Origin of the sequence: Aestuariivirga sp. (assembly GCF_046093005.1) — a bacterium.
In the GTDB taxonomy this organism is placed as follows: domain Bacteria; phylum Pseudomonadota; class Alphaproteobacteria; order Rhizobiales; family Aestuariivirgaceae; genus Aestuariivirga.
This window is the reverse complement of record NZ_JBJTER010000106.1, coordinates 1-23,402: the sequence shown is the minus strand read 5'-3', so window position 1 is coordinate 23,402 and position 23,402 is coordinate 1. Positions and strand designations below refer to the sequence as shown.

The 23,402-nt window shown below is 64.9% G+C and carries 21 protein-coding genes and 2 tRNA genes; 13 read left to right on the top strand and 10 right to left on the bottom strand.

The features are described from left to right. The first annotated feature begins 119 nt into the window (after positions 1-119). The 4 genes from ACKOED_RS09480 to ACKOED_RS09465 all read left to right on the top strand — a co-directional run bounded on the left by ACKOED_RS09480 (position 120) and on the right by ACKOED_RS09465 (position 4,281). A complete protein-coding gene (locus ACKOED_RS09480) occupies positions 120-1,460 on the top strand; it encodes an ABC transporter substrate-binding protein (RefSeq protein WP_408916351.1) in 1,341 nt (446 codons plus the stop codon). A gap of 106 nt (positions 1,461-1,566) precedes the next feature. After that, positions 1,567-2,421, top strand: coding sequence for a carbohydrate ABC transporter permease (locus ACKOED_RS09475; RefSeq protein ID WP_408916350.1), 855 nt, complete (start codon positions 1,567-1,569; stop codon positions 2,419-2,421). Next, positions 2,418-3,266, top strand: coding sequence for a carbohydrate ABC transporter permease (locus tag ACKOED_RS09470; RefSeq protein ID WP_408916349.1), 849 nt, complete (start codon positions 2,418-2,420; stop codon positions 3,264-3,266). Before ACKOED_RS09475 ends, ACKOED_RS09470 begins: the two co-directional genes overlap by 4 nt. A 10-nt stretch (positions 3,267-3,276) precedes the next feature. Beyond that, a complete protein-coding gene (locus ACKOED_RS09465) occupies positions 3,277-4,281 on the top strand; it encodes a sugar-binding transcriptional regulator (RefSeq protein WP_408916348.1) in 1,005 nt (334 codons plus the stop codon). Here the strand turns inward: ACKOED_RS09465 and glyS are convergent. The 4 genes from glyS to iolG all read right to left on the bottom strand — a co-directional run bounded on the left by glyS (position 4,264) and on the right by iolG (position 8,436). Beyond that, positions 4,264-6,276 carry a glycine--tRNA ligase subunit beta gene (gene glyS, locus ACKOED_RS09460; protein WP_408916347.1) on the bottom strand — a complete coding sequence of 671 codons (2,013 nt, stop codon included), beginning with the start codon at positions 6,274-6,276 and terminating at the stop codon, positions 4,264-4,266. The two genes, ACKOED_RS09465 and glyS, sit on opposite strands and share 18 nt — an antisense overlap. A gap of 27 nt (positions 6,277-6,303) precedes the next feature. Continuing rightward, positions 6,304-6,543, bottom strand: a complete 240-nt coding sequence (locus ACKOED_RS09455; RefSeq protein WP_408916346.1) for a CDGSH iron-sulfur domain-containing protein — start codon at positions 6,541-6,543, stop codon at positions 6,304-6,306. A gap of 70 nt (positions 6,544-6,613) precedes the next feature. Further along, positions 6,614-7,444 carry an SDR family oxidoreductase gene (locus ACKOED_RS09450; RefSeq protein ID WP_408916345.1) on the bottom strand — a complete coding sequence of 277 codons (831 nt, stop codon included), beginning with the start codon at positions 7,442-7,444 and terminating at the stop codon, positions 6,614-6,616. Between the two features lie 2 nt (positions 7,445-7,446). Then, positions 7,447-8,436 carry an inositol 2-dehydrogenase gene (gene iolG, locus ACKOED_RS09445; protein ID WP_408916344.1) on the bottom strand — a complete coding sequence of 330 codons (990 nt, stop codon included), beginning with the start codon at positions 8,434-8,436 and terminating at the stop codon, positions 7,447-7,449. Between the two features lie 105 nt (positions 8,437-8,541). Here iolG and iolC point away from each other — a divergent pair, with 105 nt between their 5' ends. Further along, positions 8,542-10,473, top strand: coding sequence for a 5-dehydro-2-deoxygluconokinase (iolC, locus tag ACKOED_RS09440; RefSeq protein WP_408916343.1), 1,932 nt, complete (start codon positions 8,542-8,544; stop codon positions 10,471-10,473). A gap of 190 nt (positions 10,474-10,663) precedes the next feature. On the opposite strand, the gene ACKOED_RS09435 is transcribed toward iolC, so the two are convergent. Next, entirely contained in the window at positions 10,664-11,671 is a 1,008-nt protein-coding gene (locus ACKOED_RS09435) for a universal stress protein (protein ID WP_408916342.1), read from the bottom strand. A gap of 10 nt (positions 11,672-11,681) precedes the next feature. Continuing rightward, the gene (locus ACKOED_RS09430; RefSeq protein WP_408916341.1) at positions 11,682-13,232 is read right to left on the bottom strand and encodes an SLC13 family permease; all 1,551 of its coding nucleotides are present in this window, start codon (positions 13,230-13,232) and stop codon (positions 11,682-11,684) included. 77 nt (positions 13,233-13,309) lie between these two features. Between ACKOED_RS09430 and ACKOED_RS09425 the strand changes: the two genes are divergently transcribed. The 4 genes from ACKOED_RS09425 to ACKOED_RS09410 are packed head-to-tail and all read left to right on the top strand — an operon-like array spanning position 13,310 to position 16,870. After that, positions 13,310-14,707, top strand: a complete 1,398-nt coding sequence (locus tag ACKOED_RS09425) for a M20/M25/M40 family metallo-hydrolase (protein WP_408916340.1) — start codon at positions 13,310-13,312, stop codon at positions 14,705-14,707. Positions 14,708-14,712: 5 nt separating this feature from the next. After that, complete coding sequence (locus ACKOED_RS09420; RefSeq protein WP_408916339.1) at positions 14,713-16,107, top strand: M20/M25/M40 family metallo-hydrolase; 1,395 nt, start codon at positions 14,713-14,715, stop codon at positions 16,105-16,107. Further along, positions 16,104-16,463 carry a nuclear transport factor 2 family protein gene (locus ACKOED_RS09415; protein WP_408916338.1) on the top strand — a complete coding sequence of 120 codons (360 nt, stop codon included), beginning with the start codon at positions 16,104-16,106 and terminating at the stop codon, positions 16,461-16,463. The genes ACKOED_RS09420 and ACKOED_RS09415 overlap by 4 nt, the downstream gene beginning before the upstream one ends. Next, entirely contained in the window at positions 16,460-16,870 is a 411-nt protein-coding gene (locus tag ACKOED_RS09410; RefSeq protein ID WP_408916337.1) for an ion channel, read from the top strand. Before ACKOED_RS09415 ends, ACKOED_RS09410 begins: the two co-directional genes overlap by 4 nt. A 177-nt stretch (positions 16,871-17,047) precedes the next feature. Here the strand turns inward: ACKOED_RS09410 and ACKOED_RS09405 are convergent, their stop codons facing one another. The 3 genes from ACKOED_RS09405 to gatB form a co-directional block, all read right to left on the bottom strand. Then, positions 17,048-17,953: an endonuclease/exonuclease/phosphatase family protein gene (locus tag ACKOED_RS09405; RefSeq protein ID WP_408916336.1), complete on the bottom strand. Its 906-nt coding sequence runs from the start codon at positions 17,951-17,953 to the stop codon at positions 17,048-17,050. 107 nt (positions 17,954-18,060) lie between these two features. Further along, positions 18,061-18,810 carry a glutathione S-transferase family protein gene (locus tag ACKOED_RS09400; RefSeq protein ID WP_408916335.1) on the bottom strand — a complete coding sequence of 250 codons (750 nt, stop codon included), beginning with the start codon at positions 18,808-18,810 and terminating at the stop codon, positions 18,061-18,063. Positions 18,811-18,983: 173 nt separating this feature from the next. Then, positions 18,984-20,462 (bottom strand): Asp-tRNA(Asn)/Glu-tRNA(Gln) amidotransferase subunit GatB, encoded by a 1,479-nt coding sequence (gene gatB / locus ACKOED_RS09395; protein ID WP_408916334.1) that lies wholly within the window; start codon positions 20,460-20,462, stop codon positions 18,984-18,986. Between the two features lie 308 nt (positions 20,463-20,770). Between gatB and metC the strand changes: the two genes are divergently transcribed. Then, complete coding sequence (gene metC / locus ACKOED_RS09390) at positions 20,771-21,946, top strand: cystathionine beta-lyase (RefSeq protein WP_408916333.1); 1,176 nt, start codon at positions 20,771-20,773, stop codon at positions 21,944-21,946. A 53-nt stretch (positions 21,947-21,999) separates the two neighbouring features. Next, entirely contained in the window at positions 22,000-22,518 is a 519-nt protein-coding gene (locus ACKOED_RS09385; protein WP_408916362.1) for a CreA family protein, read from the top strand. A gap of 38 nt (positions 22,519-22,556) precedes the next feature. Here ACKOED_RS09385 and ACKOED_RS09380 read toward each other — a convergent pair. After that, positions 22,557-22,633, bottom strand: a tRNA-Pro gene (locus ACKOED_RS09380). A gap of 80 nt (positions 22,634-22,713) precedes the next feature. On the opposite strand from ACKOED_RS09380, the gene ACKOED_RS09375 reads away from it, so the two are divergent. Together ACKOED_RS09375 and ACKOED_RS09370 are read left to right on the top strand one after the other, a co-directional pair. Next, a tRNA-Gln gene (locus ACKOED_RS09375) sits at positions 22,714-22,788 on the top strand. Between the two features lie 359 nt (positions 22,789-23,147). Then, the gene (locus tag ACKOED_RS09370; protein ID WP_408916332.1) at positions 23,148-23,342 is read left to right on the top strand and encodes a hypothetical protein; all 195 of its coding nucleotides are present in this window, start codon (positions 23,148-23,150) and stop codon (positions 23,340-23,342) included. Positions 23,343-23,402: the final 60 nt, after the last annotated feature.

Genomic DNA, 23,402 nt, shown 5'->3' with positions numbered 1-23,402 from the left:
CCGGACAGACCTCGCCAGAATCCTGTTGACTCCGGCCCGATAAAATACATTTATATGCGAAGCGATACAAATGTAAATGGCTGCTTTGGTCGCTAACGTCCCTTTTACGGAGGAAATCAATGAAACTGAGAAACTTCGTGAGCGCGCTCGCGCTCATGGCAATGGGAGCGGTGGCTGGCGCCCCGCAGGCGTCCGCGTGGTCGCTTGAAGAGGCGGCCAAGCCCTATGCCGGAACCACCGTCGACGTCGTGTTCCTGGACCGCCCGGGTTACAACGCCGCCAAGGAAATGCTGCCCGAGTTCGAGGCCAAGACGGGCATCAAGGTCAACATCACCACGCTGCCCTATGAGAACGCGCTGGGCGAGCAGGTGCGTGACTTCGTCGCCCAGGGCGACCTTGACGTTGCGCTCATCGACCTCGTGTGGATCGGCAACTTCGCCGAGAACGGCTGGATCGTGCCGGTTGATACGTTCGCCAAGGATCCGAAGCTGGCCGACCCCGATCTCGACATGAACGATTTCTTCCCGCTGGTGCTGAACGCTTTCGGCGGCTGGAACGGCACCATCTACGGTCTGCCGTTCGACAACTATTCCGGCCTGCTCTTCTACAACAAGTGCATGCTGAAGGACGCCGGCTTTGACGGCCCGCCGGAAACCTGGGCTGACCTCAAGGACAAGTATGGCCCGGCGCTGACCAAGGACGGCAAGTTCGCCTTCGCGCTGCAGTCCAAGCGCAACGAGACCCAGTCGGCCGACAGCTTCGCGCGCGTGCTGTGGCCGTTCGGCGGCTCGTTCCTGACGAAGGACTTCAAGTCGAACCTGAACTCTCCGGAGAGCCAGGCTGGCCTCAACTTCCGCCAGGACCTGATGAAGTATATGCCGCCTGGCATCGTCTCCTATGACCACGCCGAGACCGTGAACGCGCTCGCCCAGGGCGACGTGGCCATGATCACCGAGTGGTCGGCCTTCTATTCGACGCTGACCAACAAGGAGACCTCGAAGATCGGCGATTGCCTTGCCATCGCGCCGGAGCCGAAGGGTCCCGCTGGCCGCAAGCCCGCGCTCGGCGGCTTCTCGCTCGCCGTCGCCTCGCAGGCCGACGACAACGAAAAGGCGGCCGCCTGGCTGATGATCCAGTGGCTGACCTCCAAGGCCAATGCCCAGACCTATCTGGAAAAGGGCGGCGTGCCGGCCCGCCAGTCGGTCTATCAGAACGCCGATAACGCCACGAAGTTCACTTATATCCCGGCCCTCGTCGAGAGCTGGAAGGAAGGCGTTCCGGAGTTCCGTCCGCGCTTCGCGGAGTGGCCGACCATCACCGAAATCGTCCAGGAATGGGGCACCAAGATGATGCTGGGCGAAGTCTCGGTCGAGGAAGGCGCCAAGACCATTGGCGCCAAGATGGAGGAAGTGCTGCAGAAGGCGGGCTACTACGACGGCAAGAAGCCCCTCGCTCAGTAACAAGCCTGACTGTGCAATCGCGCGGCGGGGGATTTGCCCCCGCCGCGTTCCGCATCGCCAACCCTGAAGGACAGCGCTCGTGACAGCCCGCGTGAAAACGTCGACCATGATCGCGTTTCTTGGGCCATCCGTGCTGGCGCTCGCGGTGGTGGGCATCGCGCCGCTGTTCTACGGCATCTGGAAGAGCCTGCATTTCTTCAACCTCACCAAGGCCAACCAGCAGGAATTCGTGGGGCTTGCCAATTACGCCAGCGTGCTCTCAGACCCGGTATTCTGGCAATCCATGGGGCGCACGGCGGTCTTGTTCCTGATCGCGGTGCCGTTGCAGATTGTGCTGGGCCTGTTGATCGCGCTGCTTCTGCATCGGCCTGGCCTCGGCTTCCTGCGTGCCCTCACGCGGCTGTCGCTGGTGCTGCCGATGGCAACCACCTATGCGGTGGTGGGGCTTCTGGCGCAGGTGATGTTCAACATGAAATATGGCGTCATCAACCAGCTGCTCGGGTTTGTCGGCGTCGAGCCGATCAACTGGATCGGCGATCCCACCAATGCGTTCATCGCGGTGATCTTCTGGGATGTGTGGCAGTGGACGCCCTTCGTGGCGCTGGTCATGCTGGCGAGCCTCTCCAACGTGCCGCTCGAGATCGAGGAGGCGGCGAGGCTCGAAACCGGCCGCTGGTGGACGGTGCTGCGCCATATCCAGCTGCCATTCCTGATCCCCGGCCTCGTGGCGGTGCTGATCCTGCGCACCGCCGACACGCTGAAGCTGTTTGACATGGTGTTCACGATGACGCGCGGCGGCCCGGGCTCGGCCACCGAATTCATCGCCATTCTCATTGAGCGCACCGGCAACCGCCAGTTCGACATCGGCATGGCCTCGGCGCAGGCCATCATCCTGCTCGTTCTCACCGTGCTGCTGTCGCGCGCCTACATCAAGTTTTTCTACCGGGAGGTCAGGGCATGAGTGCTGGCTCCGCATCGGCGCGAGGGGGGTATGCCGGCCGCCGCTGGGTTGGCGAGGCCGTGCTGCTGTGCGCGATCTGCCTGTTCTGCGTATTTCCCTTCTATTGGATGGTGACGACCAGCCTCAAGACCCAGGCCATCGCGCTCGAATCGCCGCCTGTCTGGATGTTCACGCCGACTCTCGCCAATTACTGGGAAGTGCTGTTCGAGGACCGGGTCGGCATATCGCTGATCAATTCGCTGATCGTCGCCGTGTGCACCACCGCGCTGTCCATCGGCCTTGGCTGCCCGGCGGCCTATGCGCTGGCCCGTTTCGAGTTCCGCGGCAAGCAGGACCTGTGGTTCTGGTTCATCACCAACCGCTTCGTTTCGCCCGTCGTGCTGGTGTTTCCGGTGTTCCTCATCGCCCGCCAGATCGGCCTGCGCGATACGCATCTGGCGCTGATCCTGATGTATCTCACCTTCTGCCTGCCCATCGTGATCTGGATCTGCACCGACCAGTTCCGCTCGATCCCTTATGACCTCGACGAGGCGGCGAGCCTCGAGGGCGCCAGCCAGTGGCGCATTTTCCGGTCGATCTGCCTGCCGCTGGCCATGCCCGGTGTGGCCGTGTCGGCGATCTTTTCCTTCATCTTCTCCTGGAACGAATTGCTGTTTGCCTACATTCTGGCGCCCAAGGCCGCCAAGACAGCGCCCGCCATGGCCATCACTTTCATGGAAGGCTACGACGTGCCTTACGGGAAGATCATGGCCACCGCCACGCTGATCGCCGTTCCGGTGATGGTGTTCGCGCTGATCGTCTCGCGCCACCTGGTGCGCGGCCTGACGATGGGGGCGGTGAAGTAACGGACGATTGATGTCGCGCGCGCCGAAGCTTCCCAAGATCGACGCAGACGAGCGTTTTCTCGCGCAGGTGGCCTGGGCCTACCATGTCGAGGGGCTCACCCAGGAACAGGTGGCGGACAAGCTGCAGGTCACCCGGCTCCGCGTCAACAAGGCGCTGTCCGAAGCGCGCCGCAACGGGCTGGTGCGGATCACCCTCAACACGTCCTTCTCGGCCTGCCCGGAGCTGGAAGAAGGCCTGTGCAAGGCCTTCTCGCTTGCCGAGGCCTTCGTGGCGCCCTCGCCGGAGCGCGCCGCCGACCTGCAGATGATCATCGGCGCGGCGCTGGGCCAGGTGCTGTCGAGCAAGCTTGCCGACCAGGGCATCCGCACCTTTGGCCTCACCTGGGGCAACACGCTCAACATCGCCACCCGTTTCGTGGCGTCCTTCAACCGCCATGACCTTGAGATCGTCTCGGTCATGGGCGGGCTGACGCGCGGCTCCGACTTCAACAGCTTCGAGATCACCACCAGGCTCGCTGACCTTCTTGGCGCCCAGCACAGCTATTTTCCCGCGCCCCTCTATGCGGGTTCGCGCCGCTCGCGCGACACCATCATGAAACTCGATGTGTTCGACGAGGTGCTGGACAAGATCAGGAAGATCGACGGCATGGCGGTGGCCTGTAGCGACATCTCGGCGCGCTCGCTCCTGGTGCGCGACGGGCTTCCCTCCGATGTGAAGCCGGCCGATCTGATCAAGGCGGGCGCGGTCGGCGACGTACTGGGCACCATCATCGGAGCAAACGGCGAGCCAATTGACCATCCGATCAACGAGCGTATCGTCGGCATCGGGCTTGACGACATGCGGCGCATTCCCAACACCATCCTGGCGGCGGGCGGCGCCTACAAGGTGCCGGTGATCCGGGCCGCGCTGCGCCAGCGCCTTGCCCGCATCCTGGTGACCGATGAAACCACCGCCCGCGCCCTGCTCGCCCAGAAGGCCCAGACGGTGGCGGAGCGTTCAGCCGTCGATCCTTGAGAAATCGGCCACTTCGGCGGTGGCGGCGCGGATGCGGTTGAGAAGGCGCAGGCGGTTTTCGCGGAAATTGGCGTCCTTGTCGTTCACCGTCACATGCGCGAAGAACTGGTCCACCGGCACACGCAGCCGGGCCAGCGCGGCCATGGCCGCTTCGAAATCCTCCTGCTCGATGGCGCGGCGCGCCTGGGCGGCGGCCTGGGTGACCGCCGTATGCAGCGCCTTCTCCTCGCCCTTGATCAGCTGCTGGATATTCACATCGCCATCATAGGCGCGGCCGTCCTTCTTCTCCTCGATGCGCAGGATATTGGCGGCGCGCTTGACGCCGGCCAGCAGGTTCTTGCCGTCGTCGGTGTCGAGGAAATGGGACAGCGCCTCGACGCGCTTGGTGACCAGCACCAGATCGTCCTGATTGCCCAGCGCGAAGACCGCATCGATCAGGTCATGGCGCTTGCCTTCGTCCCTGAGATGCACCTTGAGGCGGTCGGCGAAGAAGGAAAGAAGATCACCGCCGTAAGGCTTGAGGTCGATGCGCAGGCCCTTGTCGAGAATGATGCGGATCACGCCCAGCGCGGCGCGGCGCAGCGCGTAAGGGTCCTTTGAGCCGGTGGGCTTCTCGTCGATGGACCAGAAGCCCGTGAGCGTGTCCAGCTTATCGGCCAGCGCCACCGCCTGGCCGATGCGCGAGACGGGCAGCGTGTCGCCCGGCCCCAGCGGCTTGTAATGGTCGCGGATGGCGTCCGCCACTTCGGGGTCCACACCCTGGTCGAGCGCGTAATAGCGGCCCATGACGCCCTGCAGTTCGGGGAATTCGCCGACCATGCCGGTGACCAGATCGGCCTTGGCGAGGCGCGCCGCGGCGCGCGCCTTTTCCGGATCGGCGCCGATCCTGGCGGCGATCTCGCCCGCCAGCTTCTCGATGCGCTTCACGCGCTCGCCCTCGCTCCCCAGCCTGGCATGGAAGGTGACGGCGTCGAGCTTCGTGGCCCGGTCCTCAAGCTTCATCTTGCGGTCCTGGTCCCAGAAGAAGCGGGCGTCCGACAGCCTGGCGGCGATCACCTTGTTGTTGCCGGCGACGATCACCTTGCCGCCGTCGCTGGCGAGCATGTTCGAGACCATGAGATAGCGGTTGGCCAGCTTTCCGCTGGCGATGTCACGAAGTGCAAAACATTTCTGGTGGCTGCGGAGCGAGGTGGCGATGGCCTCCGGCGGCACCGCAAGGAAGCTGTCATCGAAGCTTCCCATCAGCACCACCGGCCATTCGGCGAGCCCCGCCGTTTCCCGGAGCAGGGCTTCGTCCTCGATCACCTCGAGCCCCTGCGCGAAGGCGAGGCTGCGGGCCTCGGCGCGGATCGTCTCGGCACGCTGGCGGGCATCGACCATCACGAAGGCGCGTGCCAGCTTCTCCGCGTAATCCTCGAAGCGCCGCACCGCGATGGGCGCGGGCGCCATGAAACGGTGGCCATGGGTGATGTTGCCGCTCACGATGCCGTCAATCTCGAAGGGCACCACCTCGCCGTCAAACGTGCAGATGATCGAATGAAGCGGCCGCACCCAGCGCAAGGAGCCGGAGCCCCAGCGCATGGACTTGGGCCATGGGAATTTACGGACCGTCTCCGGCACCAGCTCGGCGATGATGCTGGTGGCCTGGCGGCCGGGCTTGCGGATGACGGCCAGATAGAACTGGCCTTTCTTGTCATCCTGCACGGTGAGATCGGCGAGCGTGAGGCCGGTCGATTTGAGGAAGCCGTCAATGGCCGGCTGCGGCGCGTCAACCCGCGGGCCCTTGCGCTCCTCGCTCACGTCGGCGGCGCGGGCGTCGAGCCCCTCGACCGACAGCACGAGGCGGCGCGGCCCGCCATGCGCCTGCGCGCCCTCATAGGTGAGGCCCGCCGCCACCAGCCCGTTGGTGATGATCTGGCGCAGGTCCTCCGCCGCCCGCTGCTGCATGCGGGCGGGGATTTCCTCGGAGAACAATTCGATCAGGAGTTCAGGCATGGAAGCGCTGGCCGGAGGGGTGAACCGTTACAGCGCCTTGTGCGAGCCGTCGCAGAAAGGCTCCGCCTTGGAGTGCTTGCAGGCGCAGAAGAATTTGCGGCCCGAAGCCTCCGCCGTCCATTTCACCGGGTTGAAGGACGAGCCCTTGTGCGAACCATCACAGAACGGCTGGCGCTTGGACTGCCCGCAGGAGCACCACCAGTAATCCTTGCCGGCCTCGACCTCCACGGGGATCGGCGCTTTCTGGGCAATGACGGGTTCGGACATGGGGATCACTCCTCGATTGTAATTGGCGGTTGCCTACAGGGATTCAGGGCCCAAGTCCAATCCCGCCCGCTTACCAGTCGGCAGGGGGCGGCTCCGGAATGGAATTGGCCGCGCCCAGCACCTGCTGGTCGAAGTCGATGATCGAGCCGGTCATCAGGCCTGATTCCTCGCTCGACAGATAGGCGACGGCGCGGGCCACTTCGGCGGGCTTCAGCAGGCGGCCGAAGGGGCGGCCGGCCTCCGCCTTCTCCAGCCAGCCGGGGGCGGCCTCATGATAGGTCTTCATGATCCGGTCTTCGCCCGGCGTATCCATCCAGCCGATGTTGAGGCCGTTGACCCTGATCCTGTAGCGCATCACCGTGAAGGCCACGTTGCGGGTGAGGGTGGCGAGCGCTCCCTTGGAGCCGCAATAGGCGGAGATGAAATCCTGCCCGCCATGGCCCGACATCGACAGGATGTTGACGATGGTGCCGCTGGTCTTGTTCTTCTTCATCAGGTGCAGCGCGTCCTGCATCAGGAAGAAGGGGGCGCGCACATTGGTGTCGAACATCAGGTCATAGAGTTCGGGCGTCGTATCCCAGATCGAACCGCGGTCGGTGATCGCGGCGGCGTTGACCAGCGCGTCGACGCGCCCGAAGGCGGCATCGCAGGCGGCCATCACCTTGCGCACGTCCTCCATCCTGGCGAGATCGGCTTGGACGAAGACGGTCTTCACCTTTTTGGCCTCGAGCGCTGACTTGACGCGGGCGCCACGCTCGGCGTTGCGGCCGGTGATCACCAGATTGGCCACGCCGCGCTCAGCGAACAGATGCGCGATGGCCTCGCCCAGCCCCTGGGTGGAGCCGGTGACCACGGCGGTCTTGCCGTCCATGGAGAGATTCTTCAGCGAGTCGATGTTCATGATCAGGATACCTTCACGGGCGCGCCGGTCTGCCAGGAGAGCGTTGCGGCATCCGCCAGCTTCTGGGCCTGCAGGCCGTCGAAGCCGCTGGGCGCCACGGTCTTGCCGTTGGTCACCGCATCGATGAAGGTGAGCACTTCGTTGGCATAGGCCTGGCCGTAGCGCTCGGTGAAGAAGTTGAGGATCGGATCCTCGCGGAAGCCCTCGCCATTGGCGAGTTCCACCGTGGTGTTGTGGATGTTGCCGGCCCGCAGCATGCCCTTCGATCCGTGCACCTCGATCCGCTGGTCATAGCCATAGGTGGCGCGGCGCGAATTGGTGATGACGCAGATCTTGCCGGACGCCGTCTGCATGTGCACGGCGGCGGTATCGACGTCGCCCGCGGCGCCGATCGCCTTGTCGACCAGCGAGGCGCCCAGCGCGTTCACCACCGTGAACTCCTCGCCCACCAGGAAGCGGGCGAGATCGAGATCGTGGATCATCATGTCGCGGAACAAGCCGCCCGAAAGCTTCACATAGTCCATCGGCGGCGGCCCGGGATCGCGGCTGATGATGGTGGCCATCTCGACGCTGCCGACCGCGCCATCGCGCAGGCGCTTCTGCAGCGCGGCGAAGCTCGGGTCGAAGCGGCGGTTGAAGCCGATCATCAGCGTCGTCTTGTTCTTCTCGACCACCTTGAGGCATTGCTCGATGCGCTCAACCGAGAGGCTCACCGGCTTTTCGCACAGCACGGGCTTGCCCGCGTTGGAGCCGGCCTCGATCTGCTCGGCATGGAAGGGCGTGGGCGTGGCAATCAGGATGGCGTCCACGTCCTTGGCCTTGATGATGTCCTCGACACTGGCCACCCTGGCGCCCACCTCGGCGGCCAGGTCCGCCGCCGCCTTCGGCAGCGCGTCGGCCAGATAAGCCACCTTGGCCTTGCCCGAGGCGGCGATGGTCCGGGCATGCACCTTGCCGATGCGGCCCGCGCCCAAGACTCCGAATCTCAACATTGCCGGTCCTCCATCACACGCCATGACAGGCTTATTGGAACGTTTATTCCGATTTGACTTGCTTTTGGAATTATTGTTTTTTCCTGTCAAGCATAGATCAGCAGATTGGAGAGCATCATGGAAGCGGGTTCGGCCCCCCGGAAGCTGGACGTGATCACCATCGGGCGCTGCTCGGTGGACCTCTACGGCCAGCAGATCGGGGCGCGGCTGGAGGACGTCACCTCCTTTGCCAAGTCGGTGGGCGGCTGCCCGGCCAACATCGCCATCGGCGCCGCCCGGCTTGGCCTGAAATCCGGGCTCATCACAAGGGTGGGCGCGGAGCAGATGGGCCGCTTCATCAGGGAACAGATGGCGCGCGAGGGCGTGGCGCTTGACGGTATCGTCACTGATCCTTCGCGGCTCACCTCGCTCGTCCTGCTCTCGGTTGAGAATGACAAGAGCTTTCCCCTGATCTTCTACCGCGACAACTGCGCTGACAGCGCGCTCTCGGAGGACGACATCGACGAGGCTTTCGTGGCCTCGGCCGCCGCCGTGCTGGTGACGGGCACACATTTCGCCACGCCCAACACCGCCGCGGCGCAACGAAAAGCCATGCGCATCGCCAGGGCCCATGGCGCCAAGGTGATCTTCGACATCGACTACCGGCCCAATCTCTGGGGGCTTGCCGGCCACGCGGCGGGCGATGAGCGCTACATCAGATCGGACAGGGTTTCGGCCCATCTCAAGGCCATTCTGCCGGACTGTGACCTGATCGTCGGCACCGAGGAGGAAGTCCACATCGCGGCGGGCAGCGAGGATACGCTGGAGGCGCTCAACATCATCCGTACACTGTCAAATGCGGTGATCGTGCTGAAGCGTGGGCCGATGGGCTGCGTGGTCTATCCCGGCGCCATTCCGGACGCGATCGAAAAAGGCGTCGCCGGCAAGGGCTTTCCGATCGAGGTCTACAATGTGCTGGGCGCGGGCGACAGCTTCATGTCCGGCTTCCTGCGGGGCTTCCTCAAGGGCGAGGACCACGCCACCAGCGCCAGCTGGGCCAATGCCTGCGGGGCTTTCGCGGTCTCCCGCCTGCTGTGCTCGCCTGAAATTCCCACCTGGGATGAGCTGCAATATTTCCTGAAGCACGGCAGCCCGCACCGGGCGCTGCGCAGGGACGAGGCCATCAACCACATCCACTGGGCCACCACGCGCCGCCCAGAGCCCGGGCAGTTGCTGGCTTTCGCCATCGACCATCGCATGCAGCTGGAGCAGATGGCGGAGAAGGCCAACGCCCCGCGCGAGCGGCTCAATGACTTCAAGCGCCTCGCCGTGGCGGCGGCAGGCCGGGTGGCCGCCGGCCGGCGGGGCTTCGGCACGCTGCTGGACGATGTCTATGGCCGCGAGGCGATGTTCGACGCGGCGAAGCTGGGCCTCTGGGTGGGGCGGCCCCTGGAGCAGCCGGGCTCGCGCCCCTTGCGCTTCGAGTTCACCCAGGACGCGGGCGCGAGACTCGTGGAATGGCCGGTCACCCACACGGTGAAGTGCCTCGCCTTCTATCATCCGGATGACCCCGCGGAGCTGAGGCGCGAACAGGAGGAGAAGCTGCGGACGCTTTATGAAGCGGCGCGCAAGGTGGGCCGCGAGCTGATGGTGGAAATCATCGCCGCCAAACACGGCGCCATGGCCGATGACACCATCGCCCGGGCACTGGCCGGGCTTTACGCGCTGGGCATCAAGCCCGACTGGTGGAAGCTGGAGCCGCAGGCCTCCACCGCCGCCTGGGACAAGATCGCCACGGTGATCAGCGCCAACGACCCCTGGTGCCGCGGCGTCGTTCTGCTGGGCCTCGACGCGCCGGAAGAGGAACTGGCCGCCAGCTTCCGCACGGCGGCCTCACAGCCCGTGGTGAAGGGCTTCGCGGTGGGCCGCACCATTTTCCGCGACGCGGCGCAAGCCTGGCTCTCAGGCAAGATCAGCGATGACGAAGCGACAGCCGACATGGCGGCAAGGTTCCAGTCGCTGGTGGCGGTGTGGGAGACGGCGCGGGGCAGGGCCTAGAGCATCGTGCGATCAATTGAACTCAGGCGTTTCAAATGAAAAACTTAGGTCATTGCCCGGCTTGACCGGGCCATGCCCTTTTCGGCGGCAGGAAGAGCCATCCGTGTTCCGGACAAGCGAGTTTGCCGGGGTCGTCCTTCCGCCCGTTGGCGTCAGCCCATGGCGGAGAGGAACCGGAATTCCCGGCGTCTCAGCGGACGTCGAGAACGCTCGTGCGCGCCTTGCGCACCACCGCCGTGGCGGTTGAGCCGCGAACCATCCTCTGCCAGCGCGAGCGGCCCTCGTCGGTGACCACGATCACCCGGTAGAGCGCGCCATGTTCGACGATCTCCTCCGCGGCGCGGCCCACCGCCACCCGGGTGTCGTGGACCTCGATCTTCATGGCCTTGAGCAGGGCCCTGGCATTGGCCACCGCCTCTTCCGCGGCGGGCCGTCCGGCCTCGCTGTCAGCGGCCGAGAACAGGGTGATCGGCTCGCCGGTGACGCTGGCCAGAACGGCGGAGCGCCGCACCGCCTGCATCGAGCGCGATGACCCGTCGGTGCAGATGAAGAAGCCGCGCCGGTCCAGGCTGTTGCGCGCCACCAGCACGGAGCAGGGGGCCATGGTCGTCACCGTCTGCACCACGCCCGAATCGAAGAAGGCCAGCAATTCGCCGCGCCAGCGCGACGGCTGGCCCATGATGATCAGATTGTAGGGGCCCAGTTCATACTGGTCGAGAATGCCGTTGGCGGCATCGGGCGCGGTCTTGAGCTTCAGCACCACCACGCGGCCCTCGGGGCTGCGGAATTCAAGCTTGTTGTCGCCCGCCGGATCGCCCCAGGCCTCGCTGCGCTGGGCTTCCTTGGGCCAGCCGGACACATCGATGCCTTCCTCCTTCAGGATCTCGACGGCGCGCTTCAAATGCCGGACGCCGGGCAGATCGATGCCGGCCTCCAGCATGTTCTCGCGCGCCAGCCGCACCTGGAGCCCGCCGGTCTGCAGGCCGGAATCGATGGGCCTTACGAACAGCACGATCAGGTCGCAGCTGTCCTGCACCGAGAATCGCGCGGCGAAGCGCACGGTGACCAGCGATTCCTCGGTGCCGTCGATGCAGGCGAGAATGCGGAACCGGCTGCGCCTTTGGGCGCGCAGGTTTTGCAGCGTCTTCTGGACGGCGGCCTCCTGCCGGTCCGAGAGAATGGAGCGCCTGAAAATCATCGCATCATGTTTAAGGATGGAGGAACGGCCAGTACAGCACCGAGATCGCCAGCAGCACCACGAAGGACAACGCCATCATGCGAATGCCGATGCGGAAGAAATCGGTGCCCTTGAGAAAGCCCGAGGCATAGATGATGGCGAAGGCCGGCTGGGCGGCGGGCGTCAGATAGCCGAAGGCCGAGGAAATGGCGGTGATGAAGCCAGCGCTGATCGGGTCCTGCCCGGCTTCCACCGCCGTCTTCAGCACAATGGGCGCCAGCACCGCCACCGCTGCACCCGCCGTCATGGTGTTGGACACCCCGATGGTGAGAAGCGAGATCACCGTGTTGAAACCGAACGTGCCGGTGGCGCCGATCTCGCGCATGCCCATGAACACGCTTTCGGCGACCCATTGCGCGGCCCCCGTCTCCTTCATCTCGACGCCCAGCGATATGGCGGCGGCATAGAGCAGCACCACGCCCCAGTTGACGCCGGAGTTGATGTCCTCCCAGCGAACCAGGCCCAGCACGAGAAAGGCCGCGGCCCCCGACAACGCCACGGTTCCAAGACCCAGCGTGCCCGACAGCGTGACCCAGCCGAAGATGGTGAGCCCGAAGATCAGGATGGTGAGCCATTCATTGGCCCGCATCGGGCCTTGCAGCGAAACCTGGGTGCGCAGCCGCGCCACCGCGCGCGACAGGTCAGACACCTCCGGCCGGAACGTCAGCACCAGCAGGAGCGTGACAACCGGCAGGCGGATCAGGAACATCGGGAAGGCGTAGATGATCCAGGTCACGTAATCCATGAGGAAGCGGCGGGTCTCGGGGTCCGCCGGATTGTAGAAGAAGTCCTTCCAGTAGCTGATGATGATGGCGTTGCGGGCACCCCCCGAGGGTGTTGCCACGCCGGCGATCGAACAGCCGTAGGAAATCGAGAACAGCAGCACCGCCGCCAGATTATGCACCTTGCGGGGGTCGTTGGAGGTCAGCGTGATCAGCGTGACGCCCACCGGCAGCATCATCGCCGCCACCGTGTGCTCGCCGATGAAGGCCGCTATGGTGCCGCACACCACGGTGATGCCGAAGCTGATGGCGTAGACATTGGTGCCGGTCATGCGCACGATCCACCAGGCGATGCGCTTGTCCAGCCGCTGGCGCACGATGGCCACGGCCAGCATCAGCGAGCCCATGATGAACAGAACCGAATCGGTCATCAGGCTCTGCGCCACCCTGGTGGGGTCGACCCGCAACAGCACCACCTGGCCCACGATGATGAGCAGCGGCACGGCTGGGAGCGGAATGGCCTCGGTGATGAACAGCATGGTGGCCATCAGCGACATAACCAGTACGATCTGGCCCTCATGGGTGAGGCCCGCCGGCGTTGGCGCCGCCATCAGCGCGAAGCCCACCACCAGCGTGATGAAGAACCACCGGCGCTTCCACAGGAAGGCCAGGTCGATGTCGCCCATGAAGGCGAGGAAGCGCTGATAGCCCTTGCGGCGGATGCGCGTGAGGCCTGCCGATGGCTCATGCGCCTGGAGGCTGTCCCGCGCCAGCTGGAAGGAGGTGGCGCTGGCGCTCATGCCGCGGCCCTTGCCGGCTGGGCTTGCGCCATGACATGCTCCCGGCGATTCCGAAGTTTCCCATGTGTGGTGGCGAAGTGACAACTCCCGCGGCGGTCCTCGCCGAAATCGAACGGCAGTTTCCGGAGAGCCTGGCCCGGGTGCGGGACCTTCTGCGCTTTCCCAGCATCGGCACCGACCCCGCGCATCACGGAGATTGCCGCCGCGCCGCGTCCTGGCTCGTGGCAGAGCTCGCGGGGCTGGGCTTTGAGGCGGGCCTGCGCGAGACCACGGGGCAGCCGCTGGTGGTGGGCCGCCATGTTCCCAAGGCAGCGGAAAAAGCCCCGCATGTGCTGTTCTATGGCCATTACGACGTTCAGCCCGCCGATCCGCTCGAATTATGGTCCTCCGCCCCGTTCGAGCCGCAGATTCGGAAGGGCAAGGGCGGCAACAAGGCCATATTCGCCCGCGGGGCATCCGACGACAAGGGCCAATTGATGACCTTTCTCGAAGCCAGCCGCGCCTGGCTCAAGGTCCATGGTTCGCTGCCCTTCCGGCTCACCGTGCTGATCGAGGGCGATGAGGAGGGCGATGCCTCGCATCTCGACCGTTTTCTCAAGCGCAACGCCCGGGAATTCGCCGCCGATGTAGCCTTCATCTGCGACACCGGCATGTGGGACAGGGTGACGCCCGCCATCAACACCAGGCTGCGCGGCTGCATCGGCGAGGAGGTGACGGTGAGCGGCCCGCGCATCGACCTCCATTCGGGCGATTACGGCGGGGCCGCGCAGAACCCCATCAAGGTGCTGAGCCGCGTTCTTGCGGCGCTGCATGACGGACGCGGGAGGATCGCAATTCCCGGCTTCTATGACGGCGTGAAGCCGGTTCCGCCGGGCTTGCGCCGCGCCTGGCGCAAGCTCAGGTTTCCGGACCGCAAGTTCCTCGCCGATGTGGGCCTGTCGGTTCCGGCGGGCGAGGAGGGCTATTCGGTGCTGGAGCAATTGTGGGCAAGGCCCACCGCCGAGGTGAACGGCATTTTCGGGGGCTATCGCGGCCCCGGCGCCAAGACGGTGATTCCGGCCGAGGCCACCGCCAAGCTCACCTTCCGGCTGGTCGAAGGCCAGGACCCGAAAAAGATCAGGCGCGCCTTCCGCCAGTTCGTGCGCGCCCGCCTGCCCGCCGATTGCAAGGTGAGCTTTGCAGACCAGGGTGGCGATTCGACCGGCATCACGGTGGCCGAGGATACCCCGTGGGTCAGCGCCGCCAGGCGGGCGCTGGAAGATGAATTCGGCCGCGCCCCTGTCATCACCGGGGCTGGCTATTCGCTCCCCGTCGTCGAATCCTTCCGGAAGCATCTGGGCATCGACAGCCTGCTCGTCGGCTTTGCCCAGGATGACGACGCCGAACATTCACCCAACGAGAAATACGACCTCGACAGCCTGCGGCACGGCACCCGCGCCTGGGCCCGCATCATCGCAGAATTTGCCAGAGAGTGACTGACATGACCCAACTGGACGCCGTTCTCGCCACCGCCGCCAGGGATTTCGACAACAGCCTCGAACGCCTGTTCCGGCTGGTGCGCATCCCATCGATCTCGACCGACCCTGCCCATGCCGGCGATTGCGACCGGACAGCCGCGGCGATCGTCGCCGATCTCGCCGCGCTGGGCTTCAAGGCCGAGGCCCGCAAGACCAAGGGCCGGCCCATGGTCGTGGCGCATTACACGCCTCGGAACGCCACGGCAGGCATGCCGCATTTCCTGTTCTACGGCCATTATGACGTCCAGCCCGCCGATCCGCTGGAACTGTGGCAGACGCCGCCTTTCGAGCCGGTGGTGAAAACCGAAAAAGGTGTCGCCCGGATCTATGGGCGCGGCACGTCCGATGACAAAGGCCAGTTCATGACCTTCATCGAGGCGGCGCGCGCCTGGATCACCGCCACCGGATCGCTTCCCATCAAGGCCACCTTCCTGATCGAGGGCGAGGAGGAATCCGGCTCGCCATCCCTGGTGCCGTTTCTCAAAGCGAACCGCAAGGAACTGTCCTGCGATGCCGCCTTCGTCTGCGACACCGGCATGTGGGACGCGAGGACCCCGGCCATCACGACCAGGCTGCGCGGCCTCGTTCACGAGGAGGTGACGATCACTGGCCCGCGCATCGACCTGCATTCCGGCGCCTATGGGGGCCCGGCCATGAACCCGATCCGTGTGCTGAGCAAGGTGATCGCCGCCCTGCATGACCGGAACGGGAAGGTCACGATCCCCGGCTTCTACGACGGCGTGGCGGACCTGCCGAAGGCGGTCAGGACGCAGTGGCGGTCGCTCGATTTCTCGGAAGCGAAGTTCCTGAAGGACGTCGGCCTCGGGCTGCCGGCGGGCGAGAAGGGCAAGAGTGTCCTCGAACAGATCTGGGCGCGGCCCACCGCCGAGGTGAACGGCATCTGGGGTGGATATACGGGCACCGGCACCAAGACGGTGCTGCCGTCCAAGGCCCATGCCAAGTTCACCTTCCGGCTGGTTGGCCGGCAGGACCCGGACAAGGTTCTGAAGGCCTTCCAGCGGTTCGTGAAAGGCCTCATTCCGAAGGATTGCAAGGTGGCGTTCTCCGGCCGTGGCGGCGGCAGCCCGGCCACTGAAATTCCGGAAGACAATCCGTTCATCGCCAGGTCCGCCAGGGCGCTGAAAGACGAGTTCCGCCGCGACGCTGTGCTGATGGGCTCGGGCGGGTCGATCCCTATTTGCCGCTTCTTCAAGGACATCCTCGGCATGGACTCGATCCTCGTCGGCTTTGCCCTGGCCGACGATGCGATTCACAGCCCCAACGAGAAATACAATGTCGAAAGCTTCCGGCGCGGCATTCGCAGCTGGGCGCGGATCATGGGCGAGTTCGGCGCGTGACCATCGACCCCGTGGCGCTGGTGCGGCGCTATCATGCGGCGCTGAACCGCTACAATGCCGAGACCGTGAAACCGATGTTCGCGGCGGACGCGGTCTATGTGTCGCCCGGCGTATCGGGCAGAATTGCCGGCCGCGACAACATCATCGCCGCCTTCGACGCCTATTTTGCCGAGCATCCGGACCAGCGCGCCGAAGACGGCGAGATTTCGCCAGTGGGGCCTCTTGCCGCGCGTTCGCGCTGGCGGCTTGAGGCCACGGCGAAGTCCAGCGGCCGTGTCGTCAGCCGGGCTGGCACCGAAACGGTGACCTTCGACGCCGCCGGGCGCATCATCCTCGTTGAGGTGGAAGACGCATGATCGCCCATCTGGCGCTTGGATCGCTGCTCATCGTGATCAATGTGGCGATCCAGGCGGAACTGTTCGGCGTCTTCAGCAGGAGGCTGGAAAGCATCATCGTCTTCCTGCGGCGGCGGCTCCGGCGGTTCGCCAATACGGCGGCCCTCGTCGTCGGCGTGCTGTTCGTTCTGTTCGTGATCACCATCCAGATCTGGGTCTGGGCGCTGGCCTTCCTGTTCGCGGGGGCGATCGCGGGGCTGGAGCCGGCGCTCTATTTCACCACCGTCGCCTTTACCACGCTGGGCTTCGGTGACATTACGCTCGATCCCAGCTGGCGGCTGCTTTCCGGCATCACCGCGGCCAATGGCTTCCTCAGTTTCGGCTGGTCCACCGCCTATATGGTGGAACTGGTGCGCCGCACGGCCTAGCGCGGAATGAGTCTTGATGTACCCACTTGTTTCCCCCTCCCCACAAGGGGCAGGGGGACTCATCGGGCCGGTGAAAAGTCATTCCGCCGTAAACGGGGAAGCGGAGAAAGTTAACATACTCCTTCCCCGCAAGAAGGACGGATGCCCGCGCCTGATCCGAGACAAACGCGGCATTGTTCAGGGCGCGAGCGGAACCGCGATCACCGCGATGACCGGATAATGGTCCGAGCCCGCCGCCTCGCCGATCCGCGCCGGGGCAAGCAGCCTCAGGCCCGGGGATACCAGGATGTGATCAATGGCAATCTGCGGCAGGCCCAATTGCGCCGGCCAGCTCGGCAGGAAGGTGAGGCGCGAGAGACCGCCCCGGTCCCGCAGCACCGCCATGATCCGCGAAAATGGTGTCGCGTTGAAATCGCCCATCACCAGCTTGCGGCCGGCGGTCGCCTCGATCAGCCGGGCGATTTCCGTCACCTGCCGGAACTGCGCGGCGGCATGCGGAAATCTGGTGGTGTGAACACCGAACACCGTAAGCCCACCCGCTTCCGGCCCCAGCATCACCCGGATGAAGGGCGGTCCCTGCCAGCGGCCCCTGGCTTCGCTCGCCATGATCGGCAACCGGGAAAGAACGGCGAAGTTACAGTAGTCGAGATCGTAGCAATCCGCCTGGTGCGGATAACGATCCCGGATTTCCGAGAGGATGCGGCGCTTGGCGGGGCCCATCTCGATGAGCACGATGATGTCGGCGTCAAGCCGCAGGATTTCCGCCTTGACCGCATCGGCATCATCGTTGACCCACAGCGTGTTGAAGCTGGCCACGCGCAACGCCCGTTCACCAGCGGCGGCGGCCGTGGCGGGCCACGGACCGCGGCTGGCCAGATGCGGCCACATGCCGATACCGGCGATGCCCAGCACCAGCAGCACAGCGGCGGTCAAGAGCTTGGCCCGCGGCATCACGCCCCCCAGCAGGAAGGCGAGCGTGATCACCGCGAATTGCAGCGTGAATTGCGAGAAAACGTCGAAGGCGATCCACAGCTGGCCGAGCCTCGAGGCAGCCAGCCCCGCGAGACCCGCGAAAAGGCCCAAGAAGCACTCCAGCCCGCCGGAAGGCCGCCGGCGTTGGCGGGCCTGCGTCCCGGGCGGAGTCTCGGTCTGTCGGTCAGCCGTTCGCGGCACCTGTTCCCCGGTTGATGCTAGAGCAGTCTGCTCTCCATCGGCAGAATCTGCTCCGGCGTACCAAAACCGGGAAGCGCCTCAAAGCGTTTCTTCCACGCCACGATATGCGGATAGGGGGTGAGATCGACATTGGCCTCGGCGGCGTAGCGCAGCACGCCGTAGATTCCGATGTCGGCGATGGTCGGACGCTTGGCGGCGACCCACTCTGATTTCGCCAGCTCATGCTCAAGCACCGCCAGCGCCGCCTTGGCCTCGGTGTCATACATGATGCGCACCTCGTCGCCGAACTGGCGGAGCCCCCGCGCCCGGGCGCGCAGGCGGAACACGGGAAGCGACAGCCGGTCCCACTGCCAGAACAGCCATTCCCGGATGCGGTTCTTCTCAAGTTCGGTCTTGCCGTCGAACTTACCCAACACTTCCGCAAGATGCTGCAGGATGGCGGAGGACTGCACGTAATAGGCCTGGCCATCACGCAGCGATGGAACCTGGCCGTAGCGGTTCTTGACCAGATAGTCCGGCTGCTTGTGCTGGCCTTCGCGGAGGTTCACATGAATATAGGAGAACGGGTGGCGGGAAAGCGCCAGCATGAGGCCCACGGTATAGGTCGGGCCGGAGCCGAGCATGCCGTAGAGGGTGAACCGCTCCTTGTTGCCGGACGGCGCGGCCCCCGCGCTGGACTTCTTTGCCGCTGGCTTCGGCTTGGCGGCCGCCTTGCCCTGCTTTTTCACAACAGGCTTCTTCGCAGCCTTCTTGGCTGTCTTCGCCATGGTCTAAACCCTCCCAGCCCCTTGTTTTTTTAACTCCGGGTACGGACTATAGCGGAGAAAGGGCCACCCCGACAACTGAAACGAAGCGGGGCCGCGCAACCTGCTCACCTGCCCTGCAAGAACGGCGGCCCGCCACGCAGAAATATCAGCCATCCTATTGATATAAAGAGGATTTATATCCCGAGCCTGGCTTTCAAAAGCTCGCTCACCGCTTGCGGATTGGCCTTGCCGCCGGTTGATTTCATGACCTGGCCCACAAACCAGCCCAGCATGGTGGGCTTGACCTTGACCTGTTCCACCTTGTCCGGATTGGCGGCGATGATCTCCACAACCGCCTTTTCGATGGCGCCGGTGTCGGTGACCTGGCGGAGGCCCCTGGCCTCGACGATGGCCGCGGGCGAGCCGCCCTCCGTCCAGACGATCTCGAACAGGTCCTTGGCGATCTTGCCGGAGATCGTCCCGCCGGCGATCAGCTCGACGATCTCGCCCAGCTGGGCGGCCGAAACCGGCGTGGTCTCGACGCTCTTTCCTTCCTTGTTGAGGCGGCCAAACAGCTCGTTGATCACCCAGTTGGCGGCCATCTTGCCATCGCGGCCGCGCGCCACCTGCTCGAAGAAATCGGCCGCGGCGCGCTCGGCGGAAAGCACCTGCGCGTCATAGGCGCTGAGCCCATAGTCCTTCATGAACCGCGCGATCTTCTCGTCAGGCAGTTCCGGCAGTGCGGACTTGATACCGTCGATCCACTCCTGTTCCAGTTCCAGCGGCAGCAGGTCCGGATCCGGGAAATAGCGGTAGTCATGCGCTTCTTCCTTGGAGCGCATGGAGCGCGTCTCGCCCTTGCGGGCGTCGAACAGGCGGGTCTCCTGGTCGATGGTGCCGCCGTCCTCCAGAATGCCGATCTGGCGGCGGGCCTCATATTCGATGGCCTGGCCCATGAAGCGGATCGAATTCACGTTCTTGATTTCGCAGCGGGTGCCGAAGCTGTCCCCGGGCCTTCTCACCGAGACGTTGATGTCGGCGCGCAGCGACCCCTGCTCCATATTGCCGTCACAGGTGCCGAGATAGCGCATGATCTGGCGGAGCTTGGTGACATAGGCCTTGGCCTCCTCGGCCGAGCGCATGTCGGGCTTGGACACGATCTCCATCAGCGCGCAGCCGGAGCGGTTCAGGTCGACGAAGCTCATGTTGGGGTGCTGGTCATGCAGCGACTTGCCGGCATCCTGCTCGAGGTGCAGGCGCTCGATGCCGACCTCGACGGCGCGGCCGTCAACGTCGACGTGAACCTGGCCCTCGCCCACCACCGGCTGCTTGTACTGCGAGATCTGATAGCCCTGCGGCAGGTCCGGGTAGAAATAGTTCTTGCGGTCGAACACCGAGCGGCGGTTGATCTGCGCCTTGAGGCCAAGCCCGGTGCGCACCGCCTGCTCGACGCAGAAGGCGTTGATCACCGGCAGCATGCCCGGCATGGCGGCATCGACCAGCGAGACATGGTCGTTGGGCGCGCCGCCGAATTCCGCCGAGGCGCCGGAGAACAGCTTGGACTTGGCCAGCACCTGGGCGTGCACCTCCATGCCGATGACGATTTCCCAATCGCCGGTGGCGCCCTTGATCCAGTCCTTCTTCTCGGCCACGCGTTTGGCGGAGTCGGTCATTCTGTTCACCCTCAAAGATTGCCGCCTTGCTAGCCCAGCCGGGCGCGGCGATTCAAGGCCCGTGCCGGGCCATTTCCCGGCCGATCGACCGGCCGAGCCACAAGCCGGCCACCAGCAGCAAGGCGACCATGATCAGGAAGCCGGGGTTCATCGCCGTCACGCCGCCGCCACGGCCACGCCGAAGGCGCCGATCCTCAGAACCTTGAGCAGCAAAAGACGCAGTGGCGGCATGTCACGTCCTCCCCGGCGCGGGGTTTCCCCGGCGGCCCGCGCGTGCTAGCCCTTCAGGCTAACACCGGCCGAGAACCATGTCCAAGAACAAACCCGATCTCTCCGCCCTGGCGCCCGAAACCAGGCTCGTCACCGCCGGACGGGACTATGCCGAACACGGCTTCGTCAATCCCGCCGTCTATCACGGCTCGACCGTGGTGTTCCCCACGGTCAAGGCGCTGATGGACCGCGCGCAGCCCTATGTCTACGGCCGCCGCGGCACGCCCACCTCGCGGGCGGTGGAACAGGCAATCTCCATGCTGGAAGGCGGCCATGACGCCAAGATGACGCCCTCCGGGCTCGCCGCCATTTCGACGGCCCTGCTCGCCTTCCTCAAGGCGGGCGAGCATCTCCTGATGGTGGATACGGTCTATCACCCGGCGCGGCAATTCTGCGACGGGCTGCTGAAGAGCCTCGGCGTCGAGACCACCTATTACGATCCGCTCATCGGCCGGGGCATCGCCCAGCCGATCCGGCCCAACACCAGAGTCGTCTATGCCGAATCCCCCGGCTCCCAGACCATGGAGGTGCAGGACCTGCCGGCCATCGCCGCGGCCGCGCACCAGGCGGGCGCCATCATGATGGTCGACAACACCTGGGGAGCGGGGCATTATTTCAAGGCTTTCGAACACGGCGCCGATGTCTCCGTCCAGGCCGCGACCAAATATCTGGTGGGCCATTCCGACGCCATGATGGGCGCGGTCACCTGCAACCGCGACACCTGGGAGCGGTTCCGCGAGGCCTATGAGCAAATGGGCCAGTTCGCCGGGCCTGACGATATGTACTTGACGCTGCGCGGCATCCACACGCTGGACGTGAGGCTGGAGCGCCACATGAAGAATGCCGTCAGCGTGGCCGAATGGCTGCGCGGCCGGCCGGAAGTGGAGACGGTACTCTACCCCGCACTCTCCAATGCGCCGGGCCATGAGCTGTGGAAGCGCGATTTCCGCGGCGCCTCCGGCCTGTTCTCGATCGTCCTCAAGCCTTGCGCGGAAACCGCCACCGCGGCATTTCTCGACCGTCTCAGCCTGTTCGGCATGGGCTACAGCTGGGGCGGCTTCGAAAGCCTGGCCGTGCCCTTCAAGCCGCACCGCAGCGCCACGCAATGGACGGCCCAGGGCCACTGTATACGTTTTCACATCGGGCTTGAGAGCCCGGATGACCTCAAGTCCGACCTGACCGAAGGTTTCGCGGCCTTGCGGCGGGCCCCTTGAAAAACCGGATTTCCTTCCTATCTTGTGATCCGATGTTGGAGTGGAGGATGACCATGAATTATTTCCTTGCCGCTTTCGCCGCGCTGTTCCTGGCGCTGGGCCTGGCCCAGCCCGCCGCGGCGCAATCCGATGATCCGCAGCTGATTTTCGAGAAGACCACCGTGTGGCGCATGCTGTCGCCCGATGCCACGCTCGCCACCTTCGTGATCGACGACCCCGGCGTTTCGGGGGTGGCCTGCTATTTCACGGTGCCGCGCGTGGGCGGCTGGAAGGGCTGGGCGGGCTTCGCCGAGGAGCGCTCGGATGTCTCGATTGCCTGCCGCCAGGTGGGGCCCATTCAGTTCAAGACCAAATTCGACCAGGGCGAGGAAATCTACCGCGAGCGCCGCTCGCTGTTCTGGAAGAAGATGCAGATCGTGCGCGGCTGCGACGCCCAGCGCAACGTGCTGGTCTATCTCGCCTATTCCGACCGGCTGATCGAAGGCTCGCCGCAGAATTCAACCTCCACCGTGCCGGTGATGCCCTGGAACAACGAGAACGTGCCGAATTGCGGGGCGTTTGTGAATCCGTAACGGCGCTATGACGCGGGCAGGGACGGACCCACCCGGATTGGTCGGAGTGAGAGGATTCGAACCTCCGACCCCCTGCTCCCGAAGCAGGTGCGCTACCAGACTGCGCTACACTCCGCCAATGATCCGGCGGGCTTATAGCCGCGGTTTTCAGGCTAGGCAAGCATTGATCGGCTGGCTATAGGAAAGCCGCGCTGCTGGGGCGTCGCCAAGCGGTAAGGCAGCGGATTTTGATTCCGCCATTCGGAGGTTCGATCCCTCCCGCCCCAGCCAATCCTGCCGCCACGAAGCCGAGGCGTGATGAGCGCCCGAGAATGCTCCGGCACAACCGCAACATGACGCCGCCCGGGGGCCGGGACGGCGGGCAACCGCATCGGCCGCTCACCGCCAAATCCTTTGCCACGCCAGTTGGCACCCTTACCGGGCGGAACCGGGCAAAGAGATCATTTTTACGGCTGTTACGCAGAAAGGAATTTTCTTTTATGATTATCAAAAGAGCAATTTCGACAGTCTGCCCGTGTCAGACGCCGGTCAGGACCGCCATCAGCGCATGCATTCCGCCAGCCGCCTGCCGGCCAGCAAACTGACGCCGGACAGTGGTTCGCCGTGCAAGGCAGGGTGAAACTCCCGACATGACGGCTTTCGCCGTCAGGACGCCGGCGGAGACGGCCCGCAGCCGGATTGCAATCAGTGACGATGCCTCGGGGCTCTGGCGGGAGGCCGTTATTGTTCATCCCCGGAATGCGGGGCTAGAGCGTTTTGAGTTTAGCCTGAACCATCATCTTAAGCTCGGCGTCACCCCGGCGAAGGCCGGGGTCCAGCTTTGACACCAGGAAGCTGGATGCCGGCCTTCGCCGGCATGACGGCTTCAAAGACCGATATGATTC